This is a genomic window from Streptomyces sp. NPDC058758 (assembly GCF_042746075.1).
Taxonomy (GTDB): Bacteria; Actinomycetota; Actinomycetes; order Streptomycetales; family Streptomycetaceae; genus Streptomyces.
This window is the reverse complement of the sequence record NZ_JBHYPS010000006.1, coordinates 45,623-67,550: the sequence shown is the minus strand read 5'-3', so window position 1 is coordinate 67,550 and position 21,928 is coordinate 45,623. Positions and strand designations below refer to the sequence as shown.

Below are 21,928 nucleotides of genomic sequence, written 5' to 3'. Positions count from 1 at the left end.
GGTAGGCTGCTGCCTTGCCCGCCTGCCCCGAAAGGACCGTTGACGTGCCGACGTCCAGCGCCAGCACCACCGACGCCGCCAAGCCCGCCGCGAGCGGTGGCGTCCAGTCCCTCGAGCGCGCCTTCGACCTCCTGGAACGGATGGCCGACGCGGGGGGCGAGGTCGGGCTGAGCGAGCTCTCCGCCAGCAGCGGACTGCCGCTGCCCACCATCCACCGCCTGATGCGCACGCTCGTCGCCTGCGGCTACGTCCGCCAGCAGCCGAACCGGCGGTACGCGCTCGGCCCCCGCCTCATCCGCCTCGGCGAGTCCGCCTCCCGCCTCCTCGGCACCTGGGCCCGCCCCTACCTCGCGCGGCTCGTCGAGGAGACCGGCGAGACGGCGAACATGGCGCTGCTCGACGGCGACGAGATCGTGTACGTCGCGCAGGTGCCGTCCAAGCACTCCATGCGGATGTTCACCGAGGTCGGCCGCCGGGTGCTGCCGCACTCCACCGGCGTCGGCAAGGCGCTCCTCGCGCACACGCCGGACGACGAGGTGCGCGCGCTGCTCTCCCGCACGGGGATGCCGGCCGCCACGGAGAAGACGATCACCACGGCGGACGGGTTCCTCGCGGCGCTCGCGGCGGTGCGCGAGACGGGGTACGCCGTCGACGACAACGAGCAGGAGATAGGGGTCCGGTGCCTCGCGGTGTCGGTCCCCGACTCGCCCACCGCGGCGGCGATCTCCATCTCGGGCCCGGCGGGGCGGGTCACCGAGGCCGCCACGGAGAAGATCGTCCCCATCCTCCAGCAGGTGGCCCGGGAACTCTCCACCGCCCTCACCACCAACAGCAACCACGCGTAACCCCCGCCTGGGGCCGGCCCGCCCCTCCGCCGCGGTGCGGACGCGGGGGGGGCGGGAGGCGGGGACGGGGGCGGGAGCGGGGCGGGGTCAGGTCCGGGCGGGAAGGGTGAGGCGGCCGTCCTGGACACGGGCCGTGTCGTCGGCGGCCGCCAGATGCGCGTGGTCGTGCGTGACGAGCACCGTCGCCGTGCCGCGCACCCGGGTCAGGTCCTTCAGGAGCGCCACGACCGCCGCCCCCCGCTCGTGGTCCAGCGCGCTCGTCGGCTCGTCGACCAGCAGCACGGCCGGCTCGTTCATCAGCGCCCGCGCGATGTTGACGCGCTGGCGCTGGCCGCCGGAGAGCTGGTGCGGCCGGCGCCCCGCCCGGTCCGCCAGGCCCACCGCGTCGAGCAGTTCCATGGCCCGCCCTCGCACCGCCGCGGGCGGGCGCCCGGACAGGTGCGCCATCACCTGGAGCTGTTCGACCGCCGTCAGCGAGGGCAGCAGGTTCGGCTGCTGGAAGACGATCCCGATCGACGCCCGCCGCAGCGCGGCCCGTCCCGCCGCGTCGAGCCCCGCCGTGTCCGTCCCGGCGACGACGACCCGCCCCCGGTCGGGGGTGACGAGGGTCGCGGCGACGGCGAGCAGGCTGGACTTGCCGGAGCCGGAGGGCCCGACGACGGCCGTCATGCGGCCGGGCGGGACGGTCAGGGAGACCGCGTCGAGGGCGGTGAGCCGCCCGTCGCCGTCCGGGTAGGTCAGGGTCACGGCATCGAGTTCGAGGCTCATCGGACGCTCCCGAGCGCGGTGAGGGGGTCGACGGCGGTGATCCGCCGGATGGACAGGGCGGAGCCGATCGCGCCGAGCGCGATGATGACGCCTGCGGGACCGAGCACGGTCGACGGCGAGAGCACGAACGGCACGTCGCCGCCGCTGACGAGCGCTCCGATGCCGAGGGCGAGGCCGGTGCCGAGCAGCGTCCCGGCGACCAGCATCAGCACGGCCTGCCCGAGCGCGTCGCGCAGCAGATAGGGCGTGGAGGCGCCGAGCGCCTTGAGGACGGCGACGTCGCCGCTCCGCTGGATGGTCCAGACGGTGAAGAAGGCCCCTATGACGAGCGCGGAGATCACGAAGAGGAAGCCGCGCATGAGCTGGAGGGAGCCGTTCTCGGCCTGGTAGGACCCTATGGCGGTGAGGGCGTCGTCCACGGTCCGCGCCTCGGTGCCGGCCGCCGCGTCACCCGCCGCCCAGTCGACGCCGTCGCCGCGCAGCGCGAGCACGGTCGCCCCCTCCTCCGCCGTGGCGCCGCCGTGACCGAGCCGCCGCCAGTCGCCGAGGGAGGTCCACACGACGGGCGTGTGGCTGTACGAGGCGTCCCCGGCGACCGCGGAGACCCGGACCTCCAGCGGGCCGAGCCGGACCGCGTCCCCGGCGCGGGCGCCGAGTTCCTCCGCGGCCGACTCGGACAGGACGGCCTTCCCGGGCGCGACGGGCGCCGGCGCGAGGCCGTCGCCGGGCTCCGTGCCGAAGGCGGAGACGGCGGCGGTCCGCTCGCCCGCGACCGCGTTGAGGGTGCTGATGCCGAGCGGCGCCGCCCCGGTCACGCCGGGCCGCTCCGCCCAGGCGTCCTCCTGCTTCCCGGTCACCGTCGACCGGGTGAACGAGACCGACTGCCCGGCCGGCGGGGCGGCGAAGGCGATGCGGTCGGCGGGCAGGCCGGTGATCGCGGAGACGTTCTCCCGCGCGAGTCCGGCCGTCAGCCCGGAAAGGAGCCCCACGAGCAGGGTGATCAGCACGATCACCGTGCCCATGAGGGCGAACCGCCCCTTGGCGAATCTCAGGTCTCTCCATGCCACGAACATGGGACCAAGCCTGCTGGCGGCCGCCCCCCGGGGGCATCGCGCCACGGATGGCTCCGTAATCAAACTTTCGGTTGAGTCCGGGCGGGCGGCCCCTGTCTACGCTGGTGGGGTCATGGATCCGCGCACGCTCACCCCCGCCCTCCGCGCCCTGCGCCTCTGTCTGCACCTGCTCATGGCGGGGCTGCTCGTCCTCGCCGCGGTGCGCTCCGGCTCGACCGCGGGCACGGTCCTCGCGGCCCTCACCGGCGCGGTCTACGCGGCGGGGGCCTGGCTCCCCTCCGTACGGGCCTCGCAGCGGGCGGCGGGCGGCTGGCTGGCCGTCCTGGCGCTGTCCTGGCTGGGCCTGCTGTGGGCGACGCCGGAGGCGCTGTGGCTGGCGTTCCCGCTGTACTTCCTCCAGCTGCACCTGCTGCCGGCCCGCTGGTCGCTGCCAGCGGTCGCGCTGACGGCGGGCGCGGCGATCCTCTCCTACGTCGGGCACGGCGCCGCCCTGAACCCGGGGGTCTTCATCGGGCCGCTGCTCGGCGCCGCCGTGGCCGTGGCGACCGTCCTCGGCTACCAGGCGCTGTACCGGGAGAGCGAGCGGCGGCGGCGGCTGATCGAGGAGCTGATCGCGACCCGGGCCGAGCTGGCGGCGGCGGAGCGGCACGCGGGGACGCTGGCCGAGCGGGAGCGGCTGGCCCGGGAGATCCACGACACGCTCGCCCAGGGGCTGTCGTCGATCCAGCTGCTGCTGCGGGCGGCCGAGCGGGCGCTCCCGGAGGGTTCGCCGGCGGCCGGGCACATCGACCGGGCGCGGCAGGCGGCGCAGGACAACCTGGCGGAGGCGCGCCGCTTCGTGCGGGCGCTGACGCCGCCGGACCTGGAGCACGGCTCGCTGGCGGCGGCCCTGGAGCGGCTGTGCGAGCCGGGCGCGGGGCCGCGGGTGCGGTTCTCGGTGAGCGGCACGCCGGTGGAGCTGCCGACGCCGTACGAGGTGGCGCTGCTGCGGATCGCGCAGTCGGCGCTGGGGAACACGGTGCGGCACGCGGGGGCGGCGCGGGCGGAGATCACCCTGTCGTTCATGGAGGACTCGGTGGCGCTGGACGTGGTGGACGACGGGAAGGGCTTCGACCCGGAGGGGACGCGCCCCTCCGGCGACGGCGGTGGTTTCGGACTGCCGGCGATGCGCTCGCGGGCGGAGTCGCTGGGCGGCACGTTCACGGTCGAGTCGGCGCCCGGCCAGGGCGCGGCGGTCGCGGTCACGCTCCCGCTGCCCGGAGGAGGGCGGACGTGACGGATCCGGTGATCAGGCTGCTGCTCGCCGACGACCATCCGGTGGTGCGGGCGGGGCTGCGCGCGGTGCTCGACACCGAGCCCGGATTCACCGTGGTCGGCGAGGCGGCGACGGCGGAGCGCGCGGTGGAGCTGGCGGCGGCCGGGGGCGTCGACGTGGTCCTGATGGACCTCCAGTTCGGCGCGGGGATGCACGGTTCGGAGGCGGCGGCGGCGATCACGGCCGTACCGGGCGGGCCGCGGGTGCTGGTGCTGACGACGTACGACACGGACGCGGACATCCTGGCGGCGGTGGAGGCCGGTGCCTCGGGCTATCTGCTGAAGGACGCGCCGCCGGAGGAGCTGGCGGCGGCGGTGCGGACGGCGGCGGCCGGGCAGTCGGCGCTGGCCCCGGCGGTGGCGCACCGGCTGATGGACCGGATGCGGACCCCGGCGGAGGCGCTGACCAAGCGGGAGCTGGAGGTGCTCCAGCTGGTCGGCGAGGGCCTGTCGAACCAGCAGATCAGCAAGGTGCTCTTCCTCAGCCAGGCGACGGTGAAGTCCCATCTGGTGCACGTCTTCGCCAAGCTGGGCGTGGACTCGCGGACGGCGGCGGTGGCGGCGGCCCGCGAGCGGCGCCTGATCCGGCGCTGAGCCGCGCGGCGCCGGGGCTCAGGGCGCGGGCGGCTGCGGCGGTACGGCGGGGCCGAAGAGCTCGACCGCGTGGCGGACGCCGGTCAGCGCCTCGGAGAGGGCGCTGACGGAGCCGAGCGAGCCGGCGACGAGCAGCAGGCTGCGGCGCAGCCGCCACACCTCGGGGGCGCCGCTCACCGCCATCGCGTCGAGCGCGGCGAGTTCGTCCTCGGCGACCTCCCGGTCGGCGAGGTCCACCCGGTGTCCGGCCAGTTCCCGCCGGAGCCGGGACACGGCGGACCGCAGTCCGGTCACCCTCGGGTCCACTGCCTCGCCGGTCACTCGCCTCTGCCCCACGCTCCGCAACACGGTCCCCCGCTCCGAGACGTCCGCTCCCCTTGCCCCGGGCGGTGGTCGGGCGCCCTGAGTGGGGGTCAGTTAACTCCCCGGCCGCCCGGCGGGGAAGAGTGCGTGCCGCGCATTCATGCGACCGTGTCATTCCGCGTCGTGCGGTATGCAGTCCCCATGACGAAGACAGCCTCTCCCTCCCCTTCCTCCCCTCCGCCCGTCGCCGGGCTGCTGCTCGCCGCCGGCGGCGGCCGCCGGCTCGGCGGGCGTCCGAAGGCCCTCCTGCCGTACCGGGGCCGGCCGCTGGTCGAACACGCGGTGCGGGTGCTGCGCGAGGGCGGCTGCGCGGTGGTGCACGTGGTGCTGGGCGCCTCGGCGGAGCTCGTGCGGGAGCGGGCGGAGCTGCCGGGCTGCGTGGTGGTGGAGAACCCGGAGTGGGAGGGCGGGATGGGCTCCTCGCTGCGGGTGGGGCTCGCCTCGCTGGCGGCGGATCCGGGCGGGGTGGACGCGGCGCTGGTGTCGCTGGTGGACCAGCCGGGGATCGGGGCGGCGGCGGTGGCCCGGGTGCGGGGGGCGTACGGCGGGCGGGACGCGCTGGCGGCGGCCTCGTACGGGGGGAGGCGCGGGCACCCGGTGCTGTTCGGGGCGGACCGCTGGGCGGGGATCGCGGCGGGCGCGGAGGGCGACCAGGGGGCACGGGAGTACCTGGCGGCGCACCGCGACGCGATCGCGCTGGTGGAGTGCGGGGACGTGGCCGAGCCCTTCGACGTCGACACGGAGGCGGACCTGTACCGGCTGGAGGGGTGAGACCGGGCGGGGGCGGGCACCTGGAGTGAAGGGCCTGGCACCGGGAGCCACGTTCTGTCGACCCGAAGAATCTCGACATCAACAAACGATTGAACTTCCACCATGAGGAAACTAATATCCACTGCGTAGAAGCGCCTGAGCCCCTGCGAGGGCGCTCGCGGCCGTATCTCGGCACCCGCGGCACTCCGTGCCGTCCGTGACGCCCGGCGGCCGCCCGGTACCGCACGCGTAGTCCGCTGAAGGAAGTGACAGTTCATGTCCGCACCAGCGCCGTCCCCCCTGGTCGTCGTCGACGCCGAGCCCCTGCCGCGCCAGGAGGAGGTGCTGACGGAGGCGGCCCTCGCCTTCGTCGCCGAGCTCCACCGCCGGTTCACCCCGCGCCGTGACGAGCTGCTGGCCCGCCGCGCGGAGCGCCGGGCCGAGATCGCCCGCACCTCCACCCTCGACTTCCTGCCGGAGACCGCGGCGATCCGCGCCGACGACTCCTGGAAGGTCGCCCCGGCCCCGGCGGCCCTGAACGACCGCCGCGTCGAGATCACCGGTCCGACCGACCGGAAGATGACGATCAACGCGCTCAACTCGGGCGCGCGGGTGTGGCTCGCGGACTTCGAGGACGCCTCGGCCCCCACCTGGGAGAACGTCGTCCTCGGCCAGCTCAACCTGATCGACGCGTACACCCGGAACATCGACTTCACCGACGCGCGCACCGGCAAGTCGTACGCCCTCAAGCCCGCCGAGGAGCTGGCGACGGTCGTCATGCGCCCGCGCGGCTGGCACCTGGAGGAGCGTCACCTCGCCTTCGAGGGCCGCGCGGTGCCCGGAGCGCTCGTCGACTTCGGCCTGTACTTCTTCCACAACGCGCAGCGCCTGATCGACCTCGGCAAGGGCCCGTACTTCTACCTGCCGAAGACCGAGTCGCACCTGGAGGCCCGCCTCTGGAACGACATCTTCGTCTTCGCCCAGGACTACGTCGGCATCCCGCAGGGCACCGTCCGCGCCACGGTCCTCATCGAGACCATCACGGCCGCGTACGAGATGGAGGAGATCCTCTACGAGCTCCGCGACCACGCCGCCGGCCTGAACGCGGGCCGCTGGGACTACCTCTTCTCCATCGTCAAGAACTTCCGTGACGGCGGGGCCAAGTTCGTCCTCCCGGACCGCAACGCGGTGACGATGACCGCCCCGTTCATGCGGGCGTACACCGAACTCCTCGTCCGCACCTGCCACAAGCGCGGCGCGCACGCGATCGGCGGCATGGCGGCCTTCATCCCGTCCCGCAAGGACGCCGAGGTCAACAAGGTCGCCTTCGAGAAGGTCAAGGCCGACAAGGACCGCGAGGCCGGCGACGGCTTCGACGGCTCCTGGGTGGCCCACCCCGACCTGGTCCCGATCGCCATGGCCTCCTTCGACGCCGTCCTCGGCGACAAGCCCAACCAGAAGGACCGCCTGCGCGAGGACGTCTCGGTGGCCCCCGGCGACCTCATCGCCATCGACTCGCTCGACGCGAAGCCGACGTACGACGGACTGCGCAACGCGGCCCAGGTCGGCATCCGTTACATCGAGGCGTGGCTGCGCGGCCTCGGCGCCGTCGCCATCTTCAACCTCATGGAGGACGCGGCCACCGCCGAGATCTCCCGCTCCCAGATCTGGCAGTGGATCAACGCCGGCGTGGTCTTCGAGAACGGCGAGACCGCCACCCCCGAGCTGGCCCGCAAGGTCGCCGCCGAGGAGCTCGCCGCCATCCGCGCCGAGATCGGCGAGGAGGCCTTCGCGGCCGGCAAGTGGCAGCAGGCCCACGACCTCCTCCTCCACGTCTCGCTCGACGCCGACTACGCGGACTTCCTCACCCTGCCCGCGTACGAGCAGCTGGTCGGCTGACGCCCCCACGCCCCGCCCGTCCAGGCCCCGTCCCCGGTGAACGCACAGCTCCGGGGGACGGGGCCTGTCGCGTCACAGGGGACGTGACGGAACCGAGATGTGCAGCTACCTAGCGGTAACAAGCCGGGCCGTGCGAGATTCCGCCATGCCACCGGCCGGCGGTCGTCCCCCACGTCACTGCGTACCGCAGGAGCACAGCCATGCCCTCGACCCCCCACCGCGCGCTGCGCGCACTCCTGGCACTGTGTACCGCCGCCGGACTCGCCTCCGTCGCCGCCCCGCCCGCCTCCGCCGCCCCCGGCACCGGCCCCACCGCCGTCGTCGCGATGGGCGACAGCTACATCTCCGGCGAGGCCGGCCGCTGGCTCGGCAACGGCCTCACGAACTCCGGCAGCCGCGACGGCACGGACCGCGCCTGGACCGGCAGCGGCTACGACCCCACCCGGGTGTACGGCTCCACCGCCGGCGGCTGCCACCGCTCCGACGTCTCCGAGGTGCGCAGCGCCGGGCCGATCGCGAGCTCCCTGATCAACCTGGCCTGCTCCGGCGCCACCACCGAGAACGTCTTCCGCGCCTCGCAGGGCGGCCGGGCATACAAGGGCGAGGCGCCGCAGGCCGACCGGCTGGCCGCCGTCGCCGCCTCGCACGACGTGGAGCTGATCGTCCTCTCCGTCGGCGGCAACGACCTCGGCTTCGCCGACATCATCACCGCCTGCGCCACCGACTACCTCGTCTGGTACTCCTACTGCCACGACGACCAGCAGGCCGAGGTCGACGCCAGGATCGACGCCGTGACGGCCTCCGTCGGGAAGGCCGTCGACGAGGTCCGGGCGGTGATGGCCGACGCGGGCTACGCGGCCTCCGACTACCGGATCGTGCTCCAGTCCTACCCGTCGCCGCTCCCCCGCGCGGCCGAGAACCGCTACCCCGAGAGCGGCTGGTCCCGGACGAACACCGGCGGCTGCCCGTTCTGGAACAAGGACGCCGACTGGGCGCGGGACTCCCTCGTCCCCCAGCTCTCCGGCCGGCTGCGGCAGGTCGCGGTGGCGAAGGACGCGCAGTTCCTGGACCTGCGGGACGCGCTCCAGGGCCGCGAGGTGTGCGCGAAGGCGAGCCGCCAGGCGACCGCCGCGCTGCCGCCCTCGGGCGCGACGAGCGAGTGGGCGCGGTGGATCGACAGCCAGAGCACCCAGGGCCTCGTCCAGGAGTCCATGCACCCCAACGCCTACGGCCAGCAGGCGCTCGGCCGCTGTCTGGCGCTGATCCGGGCGGTCCCGTCGGGGCACCGGTCCTGCCGGAACACGGCGGGCGCGGGCCCCTCGGGGATGTACCTCACGGCAGGCTGATGCCGAGGGGGCCGAGGACCCGGCCGGCGCCGTGCGGGTCGGCCTCGGCCATCGCCCTGACCAGGGCGGCCGAGCCGCCCGGCCAGTCGGCGGCGGCGGCGTCGAAGGCGGCCCGCCGGGACTCCAGCGGCCCCTTCTTGCCGGGCAGGCGGTCGAGGACGAACAGGGCGCGGGCCGACACCGGCACCTGGACCGCGTCGGCCTCCTCGCCGCGCGCCCGGAGCGCGTGCAGCGCGTAGGCGCCGGTCACCGGGTCGCGCAGGGCCCCGCGCAGGGCACCGGGCGGGGCGGTCGCGGTGTCGAGGAGCCCGAACAGGGCGCGTACGTCGGCTCCTTCGGCGGCGTGCGGGTGGACGGCGCCGAACGCGGCCAGCAGCTCCGACCAGGCCTCGGCGGTGTCCCCGCGCGCGTGCAGCCAGTCGGCCAGCGCGTGCGCGGCGGGCGCCTGCGGCCAGCGCGCGGCGGCGGCCACCAGCTCCCGGGCGGACCAGGCCGTCGCCTCGGCGGCGGTGGGGGCCGCGATCCCGCGCACCCGCAGGAGGTAGCGGACGGTGGCGGCGCCGCGCGGGGTCAGGCCGAAGGCGTCCCCGGCGCGCAGGACCAGGCCGGTGGCGGCGAGCCGGTCGGCGACGGCGGCGAGTTCGCGGGCGGGGCCCTCCAGGCGGGCCCGGTCGTCCTCGCCGAGGCCTGCGGAGCCGAGCAGCCGCACGAGTTCGGGCACCGGCGGGGTGACGTAGGCGCCGGTGACGCCCTCCGGCACGGTCACCGGCACGTCCTCCAGGGCCGGGTCGACGGTCCAGTCCTCGTACTCGGCGGCGCGGCGGGCGATCGAGTCGGCGGCGCAGCCGCGCTGGTAGAGCGCGTACAGCAGGTGCGGCGCCTCGCCGCCGTACGGCTCGTACTCCTCCTCGGCCAGTTCCTCGACGGCGGCGAGCAGGGCATCGGCGTCCCGCTCGGGGTCCCCGTCCCCGGCGGGCCGGGACGGCGGGAGGGCGATGCCGGGGTCGCCGTGGTAGTCCATGTGCTCGTCGAGGAGGGCGTCGGCGAGGACGAGGTGGGGGAAGTCGTCGGGGCCGGGCGCGAAGTGGGCGTACGCCCCGGTGAGCTGCTCGGCGAGGCCGGCGGCGGTCCAGCGGTCGAGGAGCGCGGCGGCGACCCGGCCGACGCCGGCGGCGACGGCGTGGTCGGTGAGGAGCGGGCCCGCGGCGGGCGGCCGCTCGGCGTCGCGCACGTAGGCGCGGGCGACGGCCTCGGCGAGGACGGTGTCGGCGAGCGCGGTCCGCCCCATGAGGTCGGCCCGCAGCACCCCGTCGGGCAGCGGCGCGCCGTCGAGGGCGCCGATCCGCCGCCGGACGTCCTCGGCGTCGCCGAGGTCGGCCCCCACGGTCCGCAGCAGGGAGGCGTACCACCGGTACCAGGTGAGGTTGCCCGGATCGCCCATGGCCCGCTCGAAGTCCCCGGCGTTCTCGCCGACGACGGCGGCGACCCGCTCGCGCAGGCCCCCGTCGAAGCACCCCGCGAGCGCCTCCAGCACGGCCGGGTAGGCCGCCAGCTCTCCCGGCGGCACGTAGACGAAGGCCGGCAGGTCCTCCACGAGCAGCCGGCGCACGAGCGCGGGCCCCGGCTCGGGCATCCCGCTCCCCCGGTCGGCCCCGCGCAGCGCCAGCAGGCCCAGGACCACCTCGGCGGCCCGCCGGAAGGCGGGGTCCCGTGCCTCGGCCCCGCCGTCGAGGCGCGCGAGGAAACGGTCCAGCCCGGTATTGGTGAGAACGGTCTCGGCCACGGTTCCAGGGTAGTTCGGGGGTGCCGGGAACGGCCTGAGGGACACCCCCGGGCGGGGTCAGCGGACCACGACCGCGCGGGGGGCGGAGAAGTCGCCCCAGGTGCCGTCGGGGAGGCGGGCGCGGAGGGTGAGGGTGAGGCGGGTGCCGGGTTTCGCCTGGGCCGGGAAGGTGTAGGCGGCGCGGCCGGGGGGCGGGGCGGTGCCCCAGACGATGGTGGTGGCGAAGCGGCCGTCGATGTGGAGTTCGTGGTGGGTGACGGGGGCCCCGGTCTTCGGCGGGGTCCAGGTGAGGGTGATCTCGCCGTGGGCGGAGTCGGCCCGGAGGGCGAGCGGGGAGGTGTTGGGGGGCGCGCCGGGGGCGGGGGCGGTGGTGAGGTCGGCCGGGGGGCTGTCCGGGGACGAGTTCTCGGCGGCGTCGCGGGCGCGGAGGGTGAGCGAGTAGGCGGTGCCGGGGCGCAGGCCGGTGAGGCGGGCGGTGGTGGCGGTGCCGGGGGCGGTGTGGACGCGGACACCGGCCTGGTAGACGTCGTAGGCGGTGACGCGGGTGTCGTCGCGGGCGGCGGTCCAGGTGAGGACGGCGGCGCCGGGGCCGTCGGGGGCGGCGCGCAGGGCGCGGGGGGCGGTGGGGGGTTCGCGGTCCTCGGCGGTGGCGCGGAGGGTGGTCGCGGGGACGGCGGGGGTGGCGGGCGAGGTGTTGCCGGCGGCGTCCCGGGCGCGGACGGCGAAGGTGTGGCGGGTGCCGGGGGCGAGGCCGGTGACGTCGGTCATGACGGTGGTGGCGGGGACCTCCTTGACCTGGCGGCCGTCCTGGAGGACCTGGTAGCCGGTGACGGCGCGGTCGTCGGTGGCGGCCTCCCACATGACGTGGACGGTGGTGGCGCTGCCGGAGGCGGCGGTGAGGCCGGTGGGGGCGGCGGGCGGGGTGGTGTCCGCCTCCGGGGCCCCGGCGCCGGAGCAGGCGACGAGGGCGGCGAGCATCCCGGTGGTCAACAGGCTTGCGGCAAGCGGGCGTCGGGGGCGTCGCACGGGCCGGCCTCCATCTCCGTCGGAAAGGTCCAGACCTATATGGCACGCGGGGGAAGCGGTGCGCAAGGGGGCGTTGTCAGTGGGGCGTGCTCCACTGGAACCGTTACTCTCCGTAGTCGATTCTTGGGGGGATCATGACGGACCGTTCGCTGTACGTGTCGCCGGCCGGTGTGCGGCGGCGCGGCTGGACCGACGCGATGGTGCGGGAGCTGCTGGGGCTGCCGGACGTGCAGGGGCGCGATCCGCGGCGGTACGCGCCCGCGCCGCTGCGGCTGTACCTGCTGGCACGGGTGGAGTCGGTGGAGCGGACGCCGGAGTTCGCGGCGGCCTCCTCGGCCCTGGCCCGGACGCACAGGACCGCCGCCGTCGGGGTGCTCGCCGAGGGGCGGCGGGCCGCCGTGCTCGCGGCGATCCGGGCCGAGCCGATCCTGGTGCCGCGGCTGCCCGCGGCCGAGCTGGAGCGGCGGGCGGCCCGCCACCGGCACCTGCTGACCGCCCGCGGCCCGGGCGGAGGGGACGCGCCGGCACCGGCCAGCTCGCTCGTGCGCTGGCAGGTGGGCTATCTGCGGCAGGCGCTGGTCCGGTACGAGACGCTGCTCGACGGGCTGTACGGCGACACCGGCCGCCGGGAGGCCGAACGGCTGCTGCGGCGCAGGCTGTACGAGGCGATCGCCGCCGCCTATCCGGCGCTGGCCCGCGAGTGCGCCCGGCGGATCGCGCTGGAGTGGCGGTGAGGGCGCGGGCGCCCCGGGGGACGGCGGTGCCCCGGGCCCCGCGCGGTGCGCGGGGCCCGGGGCGGGCGGGGCGGGTGCGGCGGGTCCTAGTGGACGTGGGCCGCCTTGGCGCCGCGGGTCTCCGAGATCTCGTCGCCCGGCTCCATCGGCGCGGTCACCTCGTCGTCGTCCGCGCGGCGGCCGAAGTGGTTGAAGACCACGTTGAGCAGGACGGCGGCCACGCAGCCGGTGGAGATGCCGGAGTCCAGGATGATCTGGGCGGTCTCCGGGAAGGCGTGGTAGAAGTCCGGCTTGGTGATCGGGATGATGCCGACCGCGATCGAGACGGCCACGATGAGGACGTTGTTGTCCTTCTCCAGGCCGGCCTTGACCAGGGTCTGGATGCCGCTGGCCGCGACCGAGCCGAAGAGGACGACGCCGGCGCCGCCGAGGACCGGGCGGGGCACGACCGAGATCAGCGAGGCCATCACCGGCGACAGGCCCATCAGGACCAGCAGGCCGCCGCCGCAGGCGACGACGAAGCGGCTGCGGATCCGGGTCATGGCGACCAGGCCGACGTTCTGGGCGAAGGCGCTGCACATGAAGCCGTTGAAGAGCGGGCTGAGCGCCGAGCCGAGGGTGTCGGCGCGCAGGCCGGCCGCGATGGTCTTCTCGTCCGCGGGCCGCTCGACGATCTCGCCCAGCGCCAGCATGTCGGCGGTGGACTCGGTCATCGAGACCAGCATGACCACGCACATCGAGACGATCGCGGCGAGGGCGAACTGCGGGGCGCCGAAGTGGAAGGGGCTCGGGAAGCCGACGATGTCCGCCTCGGTCACCGGGGAGAAGTCGGTGACGCCGAAGGGTATGGCGATCAGCGTGCCGAGGACCAGGCCGACGAGGACCGCGATCTGCTTGAGGAAGCCGCGGGTGAAGCGGCGCAGCAGCAGGACGACGGCCAGGGTGACGGCGGCCAGGGCGAGGAACTTGCCCGAACCGTAGTCGTCCGCCGCCGGGTTGGGGCCCTGGGCCCAGCCGAAGGCGACCGGCAGCAGCGAGATGCCGATGAGGGTGATCACGGTGCCGGTGACGACCGGCGGGAAGAACCGCACCAGCCGGGAGAACCACGGCGCGGCGAGGAAGCCGAGGAGACCGGCGACGATGATCGCGCCGAAGATGATCGGCAGGGCGTCGGCCTTGTCCTCCGTCGTGTCGACGATGGCGAGCATCGGGGCCACGCCCGCGAAGGTGACGCCGTTGACGAAGGGGAGCTTGGCGCCGATCTTCCAGACGCCGAGGGTCTGGAGGAAGGTCGCGAGGCCGGCGGTGAAGAGGCTGGCGCCGGTCAGGAAGGTCAGCTCGGTGCCGGAGAGGCCGACGGCCGCTCCGACGATCAGCGGCGGGGCCACCACGCCCGCGTACATCGCGGCCACGTGCTGGAGGCCGCTGGTGAACATCTTCAGTGGGGGCAGGGTCTCGTCGACCGGATGCTTGGTCCGGCCTTCCGGGGCGGTGCCTGCGTCTTGTGCATTGCGAACCTGGGGCTCGTCGGCCACGGCGGTTCCTCCGGTCGGGTACACGTCGGCGGTGACGCGGGTGTCAGGGAGGTGGTGCGATGCGGTGCGAAGTGCAGGAGGTGCGGCTCGGAACGGGGTGGTGCGGTGCGCCGGAGGAAGGGGTGCGGCGCGGGGGCGGGGCGCCCGGTGGGGGTGCGGGAACGCCTCGCCGTCCCGGGGGCGCCGTGCGACTGGTGCGCACGGCGCCTCCCGGTCGGGCTGCCGCGGACCCCGCTCGGGTCCGCGGCGACCGGTCGAGGGCCGTCCCCCTCGACCGGACTCCGGGGGGAGGGTCAGCCCTGGGCCGCGATGCGGGCCAGGCGCTGCGCCTCCGCGCGCGCGTCACGCGCGATCTGCTCCTCGTCGGCGAAGAGCAGTCGGTTGTTCTCGACGATCTGCTTGCCGTTGACGAAGGAGGCGGTGACCGGGGCCGCCGCGCCGAAGACGATGGCGGTGACCGGGTCGGCGATGGACGAGTGGCCGAGGCCGTCGATCTTCCAGAGGACGAAGTCGGCGAGCTTGCCGGCCTCCAGGGAGCCGATGTTGTCGGCGCGGCCGAGGACCTGCGCGCCGCCGTAGGTGCCGAGGCGCAGGGCCTGGCGGGCGTTGAGCGCGGCCTCGCGGTGGGCGCCGAGGCGGTTGACGAGCAGGGCGTTGCGCAGTTCGGTGTGGAGCTCGCCGGACTCGTTGGAGGCGGTGCCGTCGACGCCGAGGCCGACCGGGACGCCCGCCCGCAGCATGTCGGGGACGCGGGCGATGCCGGCGGCGAGGCGGGCGTTCGACGACGGGCAGTGCGCGACGCCGGTCTTGGTGCGGGCGAAGGCGGCGATGTCGGAGTCGTTCATGTGGACGCAGTGCGCCATCCACACGTCCTCGCCGAGGAAGCCGGTCGACTCGAAGTAGTCGGTCGGGCCCATGCCGAAGAGCTCGTGGCAGAACTTCTCCTCCTCCACGGTCTCCGAGCCGTGGGTGTGCATGCGCACGCCGAGGCGGCGGCCGAGGGCGGCGCCCTCGCGGAGCAGCTCGGTGGAGATGGAGAAGGGCGAACAGGGGGCGACGGCGACCTGCGTCATCGAGTCGAAGGAGGCGTCGTGGTGCTTCTTCACCGTCTCCTCGGTCGCGGCGAGCGCGCCCTCGGTGGTCTCGACGGCGAAGTCCGGCGGCAGGCCGCCGTCCTTCTCGCTGCGGTCCATGGAGCCGCGGGCCAGCGTGAAGCGCACGCCCATGTCGGAGGCGGCGCCGATGATGGCACCGGACAGGTCGCCGGAGCCCTTCGGGAAGACGTAGTGGTGGTCCATGGCGGTGGTGACGCCGCCGCGGGCCATCATGGCGAGCGAGCCCTGGGCGGCGACGCGGACCATGGCCTCGTCGATCCGCGCCCACGTGGGGTAGAGCGCGACCAGCCAGTTGAACAGGTTGTGGTCGGTCGCGAGGCCCCGGGTGATCCACTGGTAGAAGTGGTGGTGGGTGTTGACCAGGCCCGGGGTGATCAGGTGGCCGGTGGCGTCGATCCGCCGGACCACGTTCTCCAGGTTCTCGGGGGCCTTGCCGGCGCCGAGGGACTCGATCTTGTTGTCGGCGACGACGAGGTGGCCGGAGGCGTACTCGGTGTCGTGCGCGTCGACGGTCGCGATCGCCGCGTTCTCGATGACGATGCGCTGGGGGGCTGCCGAAGGTGCTGCCATGGCGGTGCTTCCTTCATTCCTCATGGGTGGGGTGGGCACGGCAGGACCCTAGGAGGATTTGAGTGCCGGGGCCGCGTGACGGCTCCGGGTGCCGAGATGGTGGAAGAACAGGTTCAGCAGGACGGCGACGAGCGCGCCCGCGCTGATGCCGGAGCCGAGCACCGTCTGCGCCCAGGCGGGGAACCCGGCGTAGAAGGTGGGCGCGGCGAGCGGGATGATGCCCGCGCCGAGCGCGACGGCCACCAGGATGATGTTGGAGCTGTCGTCGAGTCCGGCCTCGGAGAGGGTCCGGATGCCGCTGACCGCGATGGAGCCGAAGAGGACGATGCCGGCGCCGCCAAGGACGGGCATCGGGACCATGGAGACGACCGCTCCGAGGACCGGGAAGGCGCCGAGCACCAGGAGGGCGCCGCCGGCGACGGCGACCACGTAGCGGGAGCGGACCCGGGTGAGCGAGACGACGCCGACGTTCTGCGCGAAGGCGGAGGTGGGGAAGCCGCCGAAGACGGGGCCGAGCAGGGTGGCGATGCCGTCGGTGCGCAGGCCCCGGGTGATGGTCTTCCCGTCGCTGGGTCGCTCGCAGATCTCGCCGAGGGCGAGCATCCCGGCGCTGGACTCGGTCATGAGGACCAGCATCACGATGCACAGGGAGAGGATCGCGGCGGGCTGGAACTCGGGGGTGCCGAAGGCGAAGGGGGACGGGAGGGCGGCGACGGGCGCCTCGCGCAGGGCGGAGAAGTCCGCCATGCCGAAGGGGATCGCGGCGAGGGTGCCGATGAGCAGGCCGAGGAGCAGCGCGATCTGCTTGACGAAGCCGCGGCCGAAGCGCTGGAAGAGCAGGACGACGACCAGGGTGAAGCCGGCGAGCGCGAGGTACTTCATGGCGCCGAAGTCGGCGGCGGTCTTGTCGCCGCCCTGGGCCCAGCCGACGGGCACGGGCATCAGGGTGACGCCGATCAGGGTGATGACGACGCCGGTGACGAGCGGCGGGAAGAAGCGCAGCAGCCGGCCGAAGAAGGGGCCGACGGCGAGGCAGAAGGCGCCGGCGACCATGACCGCGCCGTAGATGGCGGGGAGCTGGTGGCCGGGGGCGCTCGTCTCGGCGATGGCCAGCATGGGGGCGATGCCCGCGGAGGAGGCGGCGTTGACGAACGGGAGCCGGTTGCCGGCGAGGTTCCGGACGCCGAGGGTCTGCAGGATGGTGGCGAGACCGGCGATCAGGAGGCTGGCGGCGATGAGCCGGGTCATCCCGGCCGCGTCCAGGCCGACGGCCTGGCCGATGATGAGCGGAGGGGTGACGACGCCGGCGTACATGGCGGCGATGTGCTGGAGCGCCGCGGGGACGAGCCGCGAGGCGGGGAGTTTCTCGTCCACCGGATGGCAGGCGGCCTGGGACGGGGCCGCGGTGGACGACGGGGTGGAACACGGGCCTTCGGCGGATGCCGGCCCCTTTGCGGGCAGTGCCATGCTGGGTTCCCTCCGGTCTGGTGCCGGGTCCCCGCCCGACTGCGGGCGGGCGGGGACCGGGTCACTCAGTGCCGCTCAGAGATGTGGTGCCACTCAGAGGTTGGTCATGTCGACCGGGATCAGCGCCTCGGCGCCGTCACGCAGGACCGTGGCCTCGATGAGGCCGTACATGCGGTCCGCGGCGTAGTAGACCTCGTTGTCGTTCTTCAGCCCGAAGGGCTCCAGGTCCACCAGGAAGTGGTGCTTGTTCGGGAGCGAGAAGCGCACCTCGTCGATCTCCGCGCGGTGGTTGATGATCCGCGTGGCCATCTGGTAGAGGGTCTGCTGGAGGGAGTACGAGTACGTCTCCGCGAAGGCTTCCAGCATGTGCTTCTTGGTCTGCTCGTAGGACCGCTCCCAGTTGGGCATGCGCTGGTCGTCGTCGGTCCAGTTGAACCGCCAGCGGCCGGACACCTGGGTGGCCAGGATGCGGTCGTACGCCTCCTGGAGGGTGGTGTACTGGTCCTTGATGTAGCCCCAGAACTCCGAGTTGGTGGAGTTCATGACGACGAGGTCCTTGAGGCCGGAGATGACCTCCCACTTCGCGCCGTCGTAGGTGATCTGGGTGACCCGGGTCTCCTGGCCCTTGCGGGCGAAGGAGTGGTTGACCTCGTCGGCGCCGATGAACTTGGAGTTGGCGTCCGAGGAGGCGATGCGCTCCCAGGCGTACTCCTCGATCCGGATCCGGGCGCGCTTGATCGGCTCCTGGCTCGTCACGAAGTGGCGGGCGAGGTGGATGCCGAACTGCTCGGCGGACTCGATGCCGTACTCCTTGGCGAACGCGAAGACGGTGTTCTTCGTCGTGTCGGTGGGGAGGCAGTTGGCGTTGGAGCCGGTGAGGTGGACGTCGCTGAGGTCGCCGGAGAGGGCGACGGAGACGTTCAGGTCCTTGATGTGGTGGGTGGCGCCGTCCCGCGTGATCTTGACGACGCGGTTCTCTGCTTTGCCGTACTGGTTCTGGCCGAGAATCGTGGGCATGTCTGCTAGCTCCCTCGGTAAACGGAGTAGCCGAACGGGTTGAGCAGCAGCGGTACGTGGTAGTGCTGGCCCGGGACGACGGCGAACGTGATCGCCACCTCCGGGAAGAAAGCACCGGCCGTACCGCTGTCCCGATTCGCGGGGGCGTCCTGCTGCGCCTCGGCTTGCTGGTTCTGCTTGCTCAGGAAGTACGCCTCGGTCTCGAAGTCGAGGCGTACGTGGGTGGTGCCGACCGGCAGGGCCGGAAGGTCCTTGCACCGTCCGTCGGCGTCGGTGGCCGAGCCGCCGAGCGTGACCCAGGCGGCGTCGGAGCCGGCGCGGGCGGCGAGGGTGATCGCCACGCCCTCCGCGGGGCGTCCGATGCTGGTGTCCAGGATGTGGGTGGACACCGAGGCCGTGGTGTCGGTGCTCATGCGGCGCTCTCTTCCTCTGCGAGACGGGTGAGCCGGATGCGGTTGATCTTGCCCAGTTCGGTGCGGACGATCTCGCGCTCCCGTTCGGGCGTGTTGCCGATCCGCTCCCGGACCGCGTCGCGCATCTGCTCGCCGGTCCTGCCGGTGGCGCAGATGAGGAACACGTGGCCGAACTTCTCCTGGTAGGCCAGGTTCAGTTCGAGCATCTCGGCCTTGAGTTCGGCGGAGGAGCCGGCCATCCCGCTCTGCTCGCGGGTGGAGGTGGCGTCCCCTTCCTTCGGGCGACCGATCGGCGGGTGGCCCGCCATCGCCTCGGCCAGGTCCTCGGCGGTCAGTTCGGCCATGGCGGCGTCGCTGGCGAGGAAGAGGGCTTCGGCGGTGGCGTACGGGCGCTGGGCGAGGACCTTGCTCCCCCACGCCGAACTGGTGCACACCTCGTGGAGCGCGGCGAGAGCCTCGCTGTCCGCCGAGGTGTTGAACCGGGCGAGGCCCGGTGTCGTACCTGAAGTCACGGGAAGCCTCCGTGGCTGTTTTTCGCTGTGCGTCGGACGGGCTGCGGATAGCTAACGCCCTCGGCAACACCACGTCAACACTTTGTTGAAAACTCGGTGACACAAAAGCCGTCGTCCCGACATGCGGACGACGGCTTGTGGCAATTCTTGATCAACTAGGCGTTCTTGGAGGCGTTTTCCCTGTTCAGGTAGTTGTAGACGGTGAAGCGGCTGACACCCAGCGCACCCGCCACCGTCTCCACTCCGTGGCGCACGGAGAAGGCCCCGCGCGCCTCCAGGAGCCGCACGACCTCCTGTTTGGCCTTGCGGTCGAGTGCGGACAGCGGCACCCCGTGCCGCCGCTCCATCGCCGCGAGGATGTGGTCCAGGGAGTCCGACAGCTGCGGCAGCCGCACGGCGAGGATGTCCTCGCCCTCCCAGGACAGGACGACGTCGTCCGCCGCCGCCTGCGCAGGCTCCAGCACTTCCGCGCCCATCGCGTCGACCAGCGGCTTCACCGCCGCCGCCAAGGGGTGCTCGGTCACTTCGCGTCCTCCCCGCCCTCACCGATCACGTTGACCTGGAGCGAGACCCGGGTGGCACCGGCGTCGAGCGCCTTGCGCAGCAGCTCGTCGACGGCGGTGAGGACGGCGTCGGCGCCGCCTTCCGCGGTGTTGCCGAAGGGGCCGACGTCGACGGCGTCCAGTTCGGCCGACTGGATGACCTCACGGGCCACGACCGCGTGCGCCGGCGCCTCGTCGAGGTCGAACGGCTCGGTCGTGAACTCCACTCTCAAACGCACCATGCCCCCACGCTACGGCCCTGACCGGGCCCTGGGGAGCCCCGGAGTGGGAGGGAGCCCTTGACAAGCGGCGCCACGGACTTGCAACATTCCGTCAGACAGAAAACGACTTCCGCAATACGGAAGGAGCGCCGCCCCTCATGGGATACTCGGACCAGCGCTTCGATGTGAACCTGTCGATCCTCTTCACGGAACTCCCGCTCCTGGAGCGCCCCGCGGCCGCCGCCGCGGCCGGCTTCACCGCGGTCGAGCTGTGGTGGCCCTGGATCGACACCGCCACCCCCGAGCAGAGTGAGCTCGACGCCCTCAGGAAGGCCCTCGAGGACGCCGGCACCCAGCTGGTGGGCCTGAACTTCTACGCCGGACAGCTCCCCGGCCCGGACCGCGGTGCGGTCTCGGTCCCGGGCGAGGAGTCCGACCGCTTCAAGGCCAACATCGACATCGCCGCGGACTTCGCCGCCTCGGTCGGCTGCAAGGCGCTCAACGCGCTCTACGGCAACCGCGTCGAGGGCGTCGACCCGGAGGCCCAGGACGCCCTCGCCCTGGAGAACCTGGTCCTGGCCGCCCGCGCCGCCGACCGCGTCGGCGCGATCCTGCTGATCGAGACCCTGAACAAGCCGGAGTCGCCGCTCTACCCGCTGGTGAGCGCCCCCTCCGCGATCGAGGTCGTCGACAAGGTGAACGAGGCCACCGGGCTCGGCAACGCCAAGTTCCTCCTCGACATCTACCACCTGGCCATGAACGGCGAGGACGTCAGCGCGGTGATCGCCGAGTACGCGGCGAAGACCGGTCACGTCCAGATCGCGGACATGCCGGGCCGCGGCGCCCCGGGCACCGGCGAGCTCCCCCTGGAGCAGCTCCTCGACGAGCTGAGGAAGGCCGGTTACGACGGCTGGGTCGGCCTGGAGTACAAGGCCGCCGACGCCGCCGCGTCCTTCGAGTGGCTCGCCGCAGAGGCCCGCCCGGCCCGCTGACGCAGGCTCCCTCCCCGTATCACCTTGTTTTGAGAGGCACCCTCATGAGCAACCTCCCCAAGATCGCGTGGATCGGCCTCGGCATCATGGGCTCCCCCATGTCCGAGAACCTGATCAAGGCCGGCTACTCGGTCACCGGCTTCACCCTGGAGCAGGACAAGCTGGAGCGCCTGGCCGCCGCCGGCGGCACCGCGGCCGGCTCGATCGCCGAGGCCGTCAAGGACGCCGACGTGGTCATCACGATGGTGCCCGCCTCCCCGCAGGTCGAGGCCATCTCCTACGGCCCCGAGGGCATCCTGGAGAACGCCAATCAGGGCGCGCTGATCATCGACATGTCGTCGATCACCCCGCAGACCTCCGTCGACCTGGCCAAGAACGCCAAGGAGAAGGGCATCCGCGTCATCGACGCGCCCGTCTCCGGCGGCGAGGCCGGCGCCATCGAGGCCGTGCTCTCCATCATGGTCGGCGGCGAGCAGGCCGACTTCGACGAGGCCCTCCCGATCCTGGAGGCCCTCGGCAAGGTCATCGTCCTCTGCGGCCCGCACGGCTCCGGCCAGACGGTCAAGGCGGCCAACCAGCTCATCGTCGCCGTGAACATCCAGGCGTGCGCCGAGGCCGTGGTCTTCCTGGAGAAGTCCGGCGTGGACCTGAACGCCGCCCTGGACGTCCTCAACGGCGGTCTGGCCGGCTCGACCGTGCTGACCCGCAAGAAGGACAACTTCCTGAACCGGGACTTCAAGCCCGGCTTCCGGATCGACCTGCACCACAAGGACATGGGCATCGTGACCGACGCCGCCCGCAACGTCGGCGCGGCCCTCCCGGTCGGCGCCGTGGTCGCCCAGCTCGTCGCCTCGCTGCGCGCGCAGGGTGACGGCGGCCTGGACCACTCGGCCCTGCTCCGCGCCGTCGAGCGTCTCTCCGGCGCGCAGGTCTGACCTGCCGCCCCGCCTCGGCGGGGCCCCAGATTTCCGGTCGGCGGCGGTGCTGACACCTGTCCTGTCGCGCCCAGGCGCCGCCGCCGACCGGAACACCACACTTCAATTTCAACA

Annotated in this window: 22 protein-coding genes; 9 read left to right on the top strand and 13 right to left on the bottom strand. The window is 73.5% G+C overall.

Features of this window, described 5'->3' with window-relative positions; genetic code table 11:
• The first annotated feature begins 44 nt into the window (after window positions 1–44).
• A complete protein-coding gene (locus ACFW6A_RS10095; RefSeq protein WP_351850685.1) occupies window positions 45–845 on the top strand; it encodes an IclR family transcriptional regulator in 801 nt (266 codons plus the stop codon).
• Window positions 846–932: 87 nt separating this feature from the next.
• On the opposite strand, the gene ACFW6A_RS10090 is transcribed toward ACFW6A_RS10095, so the two are convergent.
• Both ACFW6A_RS10090 and ACFW6A_RS10085 read right to left on the bottom strand, forming a co-directional pair.
• The gene (locus ACFW6A_RS10090) at window positions 933–1,613 is read right to left on the bottom strand and encodes an ABC transporter ATP-binding protein (protein ID WP_386478587.1); all 681 of its coding nucleotides are present in this window, start codon (window positions 1,611–1,613) and stop codon (window positions 933–935) included.
• Window positions 1,610–2,686, bottom strand: a complete 1,077-nt coding sequence (locus ACFW6A_RS10085) for an ABC transporter permease (RefSeq protein ID WP_351850682.1) — start codon at window positions 2,684–2,686, stop codon at window positions 1,610–1,612. Before ACFW6A_RS10085 ends, ACFW6A_RS10090 begins: the two co-directional genes overlap by 4 nt.
• Before the next feature lie 112 nt (window positions 2,687–2,798).
• Here ACFW6A_RS10085 and ACFW6A_RS10080 point away from each other — a divergent pair, with 112 nt between their 5' ends.
• Window positions 2,799–3,962, top strand: coding sequence for a sensor histidine kinase (locus ACFW6A_RS10080; protein WP_386478590.1), 1,164 nt, complete (start codon window positions 2,799–2,801; stop codon window positions 3,960–3,962).
• Window positions 3,959–4,594 carry a response regulator transcription factor gene (locus tag ACFW6A_RS10075; RefSeq protein ID WP_351850679.1) on the top strand — a complete coding sequence of 212 codons (636 nt, stop codon included), beginning with the start codon at window positions 3,959–3,961 and terminating at the stop codon, window positions 4,592–4,594. The genes ACFW6A_RS10080 and ACFW6A_RS10075 overlap by 4 nt, the downstream gene beginning before the upstream one ends.
• Window positions 4,595–4,612: 18 nt before the next feature.
• Here the strand turns inward: ACFW6A_RS10075 and ACFW6A_RS10070 are convergent, their stop codons facing one another.
• Window positions 4,613–4,942: a DUF5955 family protein gene (locus ACFW6A_RS10070; RefSeq protein ID WP_351850678.1), complete on the bottom strand. Its 330-nt coding sequence runs from the start codon at window positions 4,940–4,942 to the stop codon at window positions 4,613–4,615.
• Window positions 4,943–5,098: 156 nt separating this feature from the next.
• On the opposite strand from ACFW6A_RS10070, the gene ACFW6A_RS10065 reads away from it, so the two are divergent.
• The 3 genes from ACFW6A_RS10065 (at window position 5,099) to ACFW6A_RS10055 (ending at window position 8,952) form a co-directional block, all read left to right on the top strand.
• A complete protein-coding gene (locus tag ACFW6A_RS10065) occupies window positions 5,099–5,728 on the top strand; it encodes a nucleotidyltransferase family protein (RefSeq protein ID WP_351850676.1) in 630 nt (209 codons plus the stop codon).
• Between the two features lie 255 nt (window positions 5,729–5,983).
• Window positions 5,984–7,606, top strand: a complete 1,623-nt coding sequence (gene aceB / locus ACFW6A_RS10060; protein WP_351850674.1) for a malate synthase A — start codon at window positions 5,984–5,986, stop codon at window positions 7,604–7,606.
• Between the two features lie 200 nt (window positions 7,607–7,806).
• Window positions 7,807–8,952, top strand: a complete 1,146-nt coding sequence (locus ACFW6A_RS10055; protein WP_386478598.1) for a GDSL-type esterase/lipase family protein — start codon at window positions 7,807–7,809, stop codon at window positions 8,950–8,952.
• Here ACFW6A_RS10055 and ACFW6A_RS10050 read toward each other — a convergent pair.
• Together ACFW6A_RS10050 and ACFW6A_RS10045 are read right to left on the bottom strand one after the other, a co-directional pair.
• Window positions 8,939–10,735: a hypothetical protein gene (locus ACFW6A_RS10050; protein WP_386639760.1), complete on the bottom strand. Its 1,797-nt coding sequence runs from the start codon at window positions 10,733–10,735 to the stop codon at window positions 8,939–8,941. The two genes, ACFW6A_RS10055 and ACFW6A_RS10050, sit on opposite strands and share 14 nt — an antisense overlap.
• Window positions 10,736–10,792: 57 nt before the next feature.
• Window positions 10,793–11,713: a fibronectin type III domain-containing protein gene (locus tag ACFW6A_RS10045; RefSeq protein ID WP_386478607.1), complete on the bottom strand. Its 921-nt coding sequence runs from the start codon at window positions 11,711–11,713 to the stop codon at window positions 10,793–10,795.
• Between the two features lie 182 nt (window positions 11,714–11,895).
• Here ACFW6A_RS10045 and ACFW6A_RS10040 point away from each other — a divergent pair, with 182 nt between their 5' ends.
• Window positions 11,896–12,495 (top strand): hypothetical protein, encoded by a 600-nt coding sequence (locus ACFW6A_RS10040; RefSeq protein WP_386639757.1) that lies wholly within the window; start codon window positions 11,896–11,898, stop codon window positions 12,493–12,495.
• Between the two features lie 86 nt (window positions 12,496–12,581).
• Here ACFW6A_RS10040 and ACFW6A_RS10035 read toward each other — a convergent pair whose 3' ends face one another.
• The 8 genes from ACFW6A_RS10035 to ACFW6A_RS10000 all read right to left on the bottom strand — a co-directional run bounded on the left by ACFW6A_RS10035 (window position 12,582) and on the right by ACFW6A_RS10000 (window position 19,905).
• Window positions 12,582–13,931: a nucleobase:cation symporter-2 family protein gene (locus tag ACFW6A_RS10035; RefSeq protein WP_351850738.1), complete on the bottom strand. Its 1,350-nt coding sequence runs from the start codon at window positions 13,929–13,931 to the stop codon at window positions 12,582–12,584.
• Between the two features lie 392 nt (window positions 13,932–14,323).
• Complete coding sequence (locus ACFW6A_RS10030; RefSeq protein WP_351850165.1) at window positions 14,324–15,715, bottom strand: 8-oxoguanine deaminase; 1,392 nt, start codon at window positions 15,713–15,715, stop codon at window positions 14,324–14,326.
• Window positions 15,716–15,763: 48 nt separating this feature from the next.
• A complete protein-coding gene (locus tag ACFW6A_RS10025) occupies window positions 15,764–17,182 on the bottom strand; it encodes a nucleobase:cation symporter-2 family protein (RefSeq protein ID WP_386639752.1) in 1,419 nt (472 codons plus the stop codon).
• Between the two features lie 93 nt (window positions 17,183–17,275).
• Window positions 17,276–18,199, bottom strand: a complete 924-nt coding sequence (gene pucL / locus ACFW6A_RS10020; RefSeq protein WP_351850160.1) for a factor-independent urate hydroxylase — start codon at window positions 18,197–18,199, stop codon at window positions 17,276–17,278.
• 5 nt (window positions 18,200–18,204) lie between these two features.
• A complete protein-coding gene (gene uraH, locus ACFW6A_RS10015; protein ID WP_351850158.1) occupies window positions 18,205–18,612 on the bottom strand; it encodes a hydroxyisourate hydrolase in 408 nt (135 codons plus the stop codon).
• Window positions 18,609–19,124: a 2-oxo-4-hydroxy-4-carboxy-5-ureidoimidazoline decarboxylase gene (gene uraD, locus ACFW6A_RS10010; protein ID WP_351850156.1), complete on the bottom strand. Its 516-nt coding sequence runs from the start codon at window positions 19,122–19,124 to the stop codon at window positions 18,609–18,611. Before uraD ends, uraH begins: the two co-directional genes overlap by 4 nt.
• A gap of 155 nt (window positions 19,125–19,279) precedes the next feature.
• Complete coding sequence (locus ACFW6A_RS10005; RefSeq protein WP_386485271.1) at window positions 19,280–19,600, bottom strand: helix-turn-helix domain-containing protein; 321 nt, start codon at window positions 19,598–19,600, stop codon at window positions 19,280–19,282.
• A 44-nt stretch (window positions 19,601–19,644) separates the two neighbouring features.
• On the bottom strand, window positions 19,645–19,905 hold the full coding sequence (locus ACFW6A_RS10000) for a hypothetical protein (RefSeq protein WP_351850168.1): 261 nt from the start codon (window positions 19,903–19,905) through the stop codon (window positions 19,645–19,647).
• 140 nt (window positions 19,906–20,045) lie between these two features.
• On the opposite strand from ACFW6A_RS10000, the gene ACFW6A_RS09995 reads away from it, so the two are divergent.
• Together ACFW6A_RS09995 and ACFW6A_RS09990 are read left to right on the top strand one after the other, a co-directional pair.
• Window positions 20,046–20,879: a TIM barrel protein gene (locus ACFW6A_RS09995; RefSeq protein WP_386639749.1), complete on the top strand. Its 834-nt coding sequence runs from the start codon at window positions 20,046–20,048 to the stop codon at window positions 20,877–20,879.
• 44 nt (window positions 20,880–20,923) lie between these two features.
• On the top strand, window positions 20,924–21,814 hold the full coding sequence (locus tag ACFW6A_RS09990) for a 2-hydroxy-3-oxopropionate reductase (protein WP_386639746.1): 891 nt from the start codon (window positions 20,924–20,926) through the stop codon (window positions 21,812–21,814).
• The last annotated feature ends 114 nt before the right edge of the window (window positions 21,815–21,928 follow it).

Excerpts from the sequence above, each read along its gene's own strand:
- ACFW6A_RS10090 (WP_386478587.1), bottom strand. The coding sequence starts at position 1,613 with ATGAGCCTCGAACTCGATGCCGTGACCCTGACCTACCCGGACGGCGAC.
- ACFW6A_RS10085 (WP_351850682.1), bottom strand. The coding sequence starts at position 2,686 with ATGTTCGTGGCATGGAGAGACCTGAGATTCGCCAAGGGGCGGTTCGCC.
- ACFW6A_RS10080 (WP_386478590.1), top strand. The coding sequence starts at position 2,799 with ATGGATCCGCGCACGCTCACCCCCGCCCTCCGCGCCCTGCGCCTCTGT.
- ACFW6A_RS10065 (WP_351850676.1), top strand. The coding sequence starts at position 5,099 with ATGACGAAGACAGCCTCTCCCTCCCCTTCCTCCCCTCCGCCCGTCGCC.
- aceB (WP_351850674.1), top strand. The coding sequence starts at position 5,984 with ATGTCCGCACCAGCGCCGTCCCCCCTGGTCGTCGTCGACGCCGAGCCC.
- ACFW6A_RS10055 (WP_386478598.1), top strand. The coding sequence starts at position 7,807 with ATGCCCTCGACCCCCCACCGCGCGCTGCGCGCACTCCTGGCACTGTGT.
- ACFW6A_RS10045 (WP_386478607.1), bottom strand. The coding sequence starts at position 11,713 with ATGCTCGCCGCCCTCGTCGCCTGCTCCGGCGCCGGGGCCCCGGAGGCG.
- ACFW6A_RS10040 (WP_386639757.1), top strand. The coding sequence starts at position 11,896 with ATGACGGACCGTTCGCTGTACGTGTCGCCGGCCGGTGTGCGGCGGCGC.
- ACFW6A_RS10035 (WP_351850738.1), bottom strand. The coding sequence starts at position 13,931 with ATGTTCACCAGCGGCCTCCAGCACGTGGCCGCGATGTACGCGGGCGTG.
- ACFW6A_RS10030 (WP_351850165.1), bottom strand. The coding sequence starts at position 15,715 with ATGGCAGCACCTTCGGCAGCCCCCCAGCGCATCGTCATCGAGAACGCG.
- ACFW6A_RS10025 (WP_386639752.1), bottom strand. The coding sequence starts at position 17,182 with ATGGCACTGCCCGCAAAGGGGCCGGCATCCGCCGAAGGCCCGTGTTCC.
- pucL (WP_351850160.1), bottom strand. The coding sequence starts at position 18,199 with ATGCCCACGATTCTCGGCCAGAACCAGTACGGCAAAGCAGAGAACCGC.
- uraH (WP_351850158.1), bottom strand. The coding sequence starts at position 18,612 with ATGAGCACCGACACCACGGCCTCGGTGTCCACCCACATCCTGGACACC.
- ACFW6A_RS10005 (WP_386485271.1), bottom strand. The coding sequence starts at position 19,600 with ATGGGCGCGGAAGTGCTGGAGCCTGCGCAGGCGGCGGCGGACGACGTC.
- ACFW6A_RS09995 (WP_386639749.1), top strand. The coding sequence starts at position 20,046 with ATGGGATACTCGGACCAGCGCTTCGATGTGAACCTGTCGATCCTCTTC.
- ACFW6A_RS09990 (WP_386639746.1), top strand. The coding sequence starts at position 20,924 with ATGAGCAACCTCCCCAAGATCGCGTGGATCGGCCTCGGCATCATGGGC.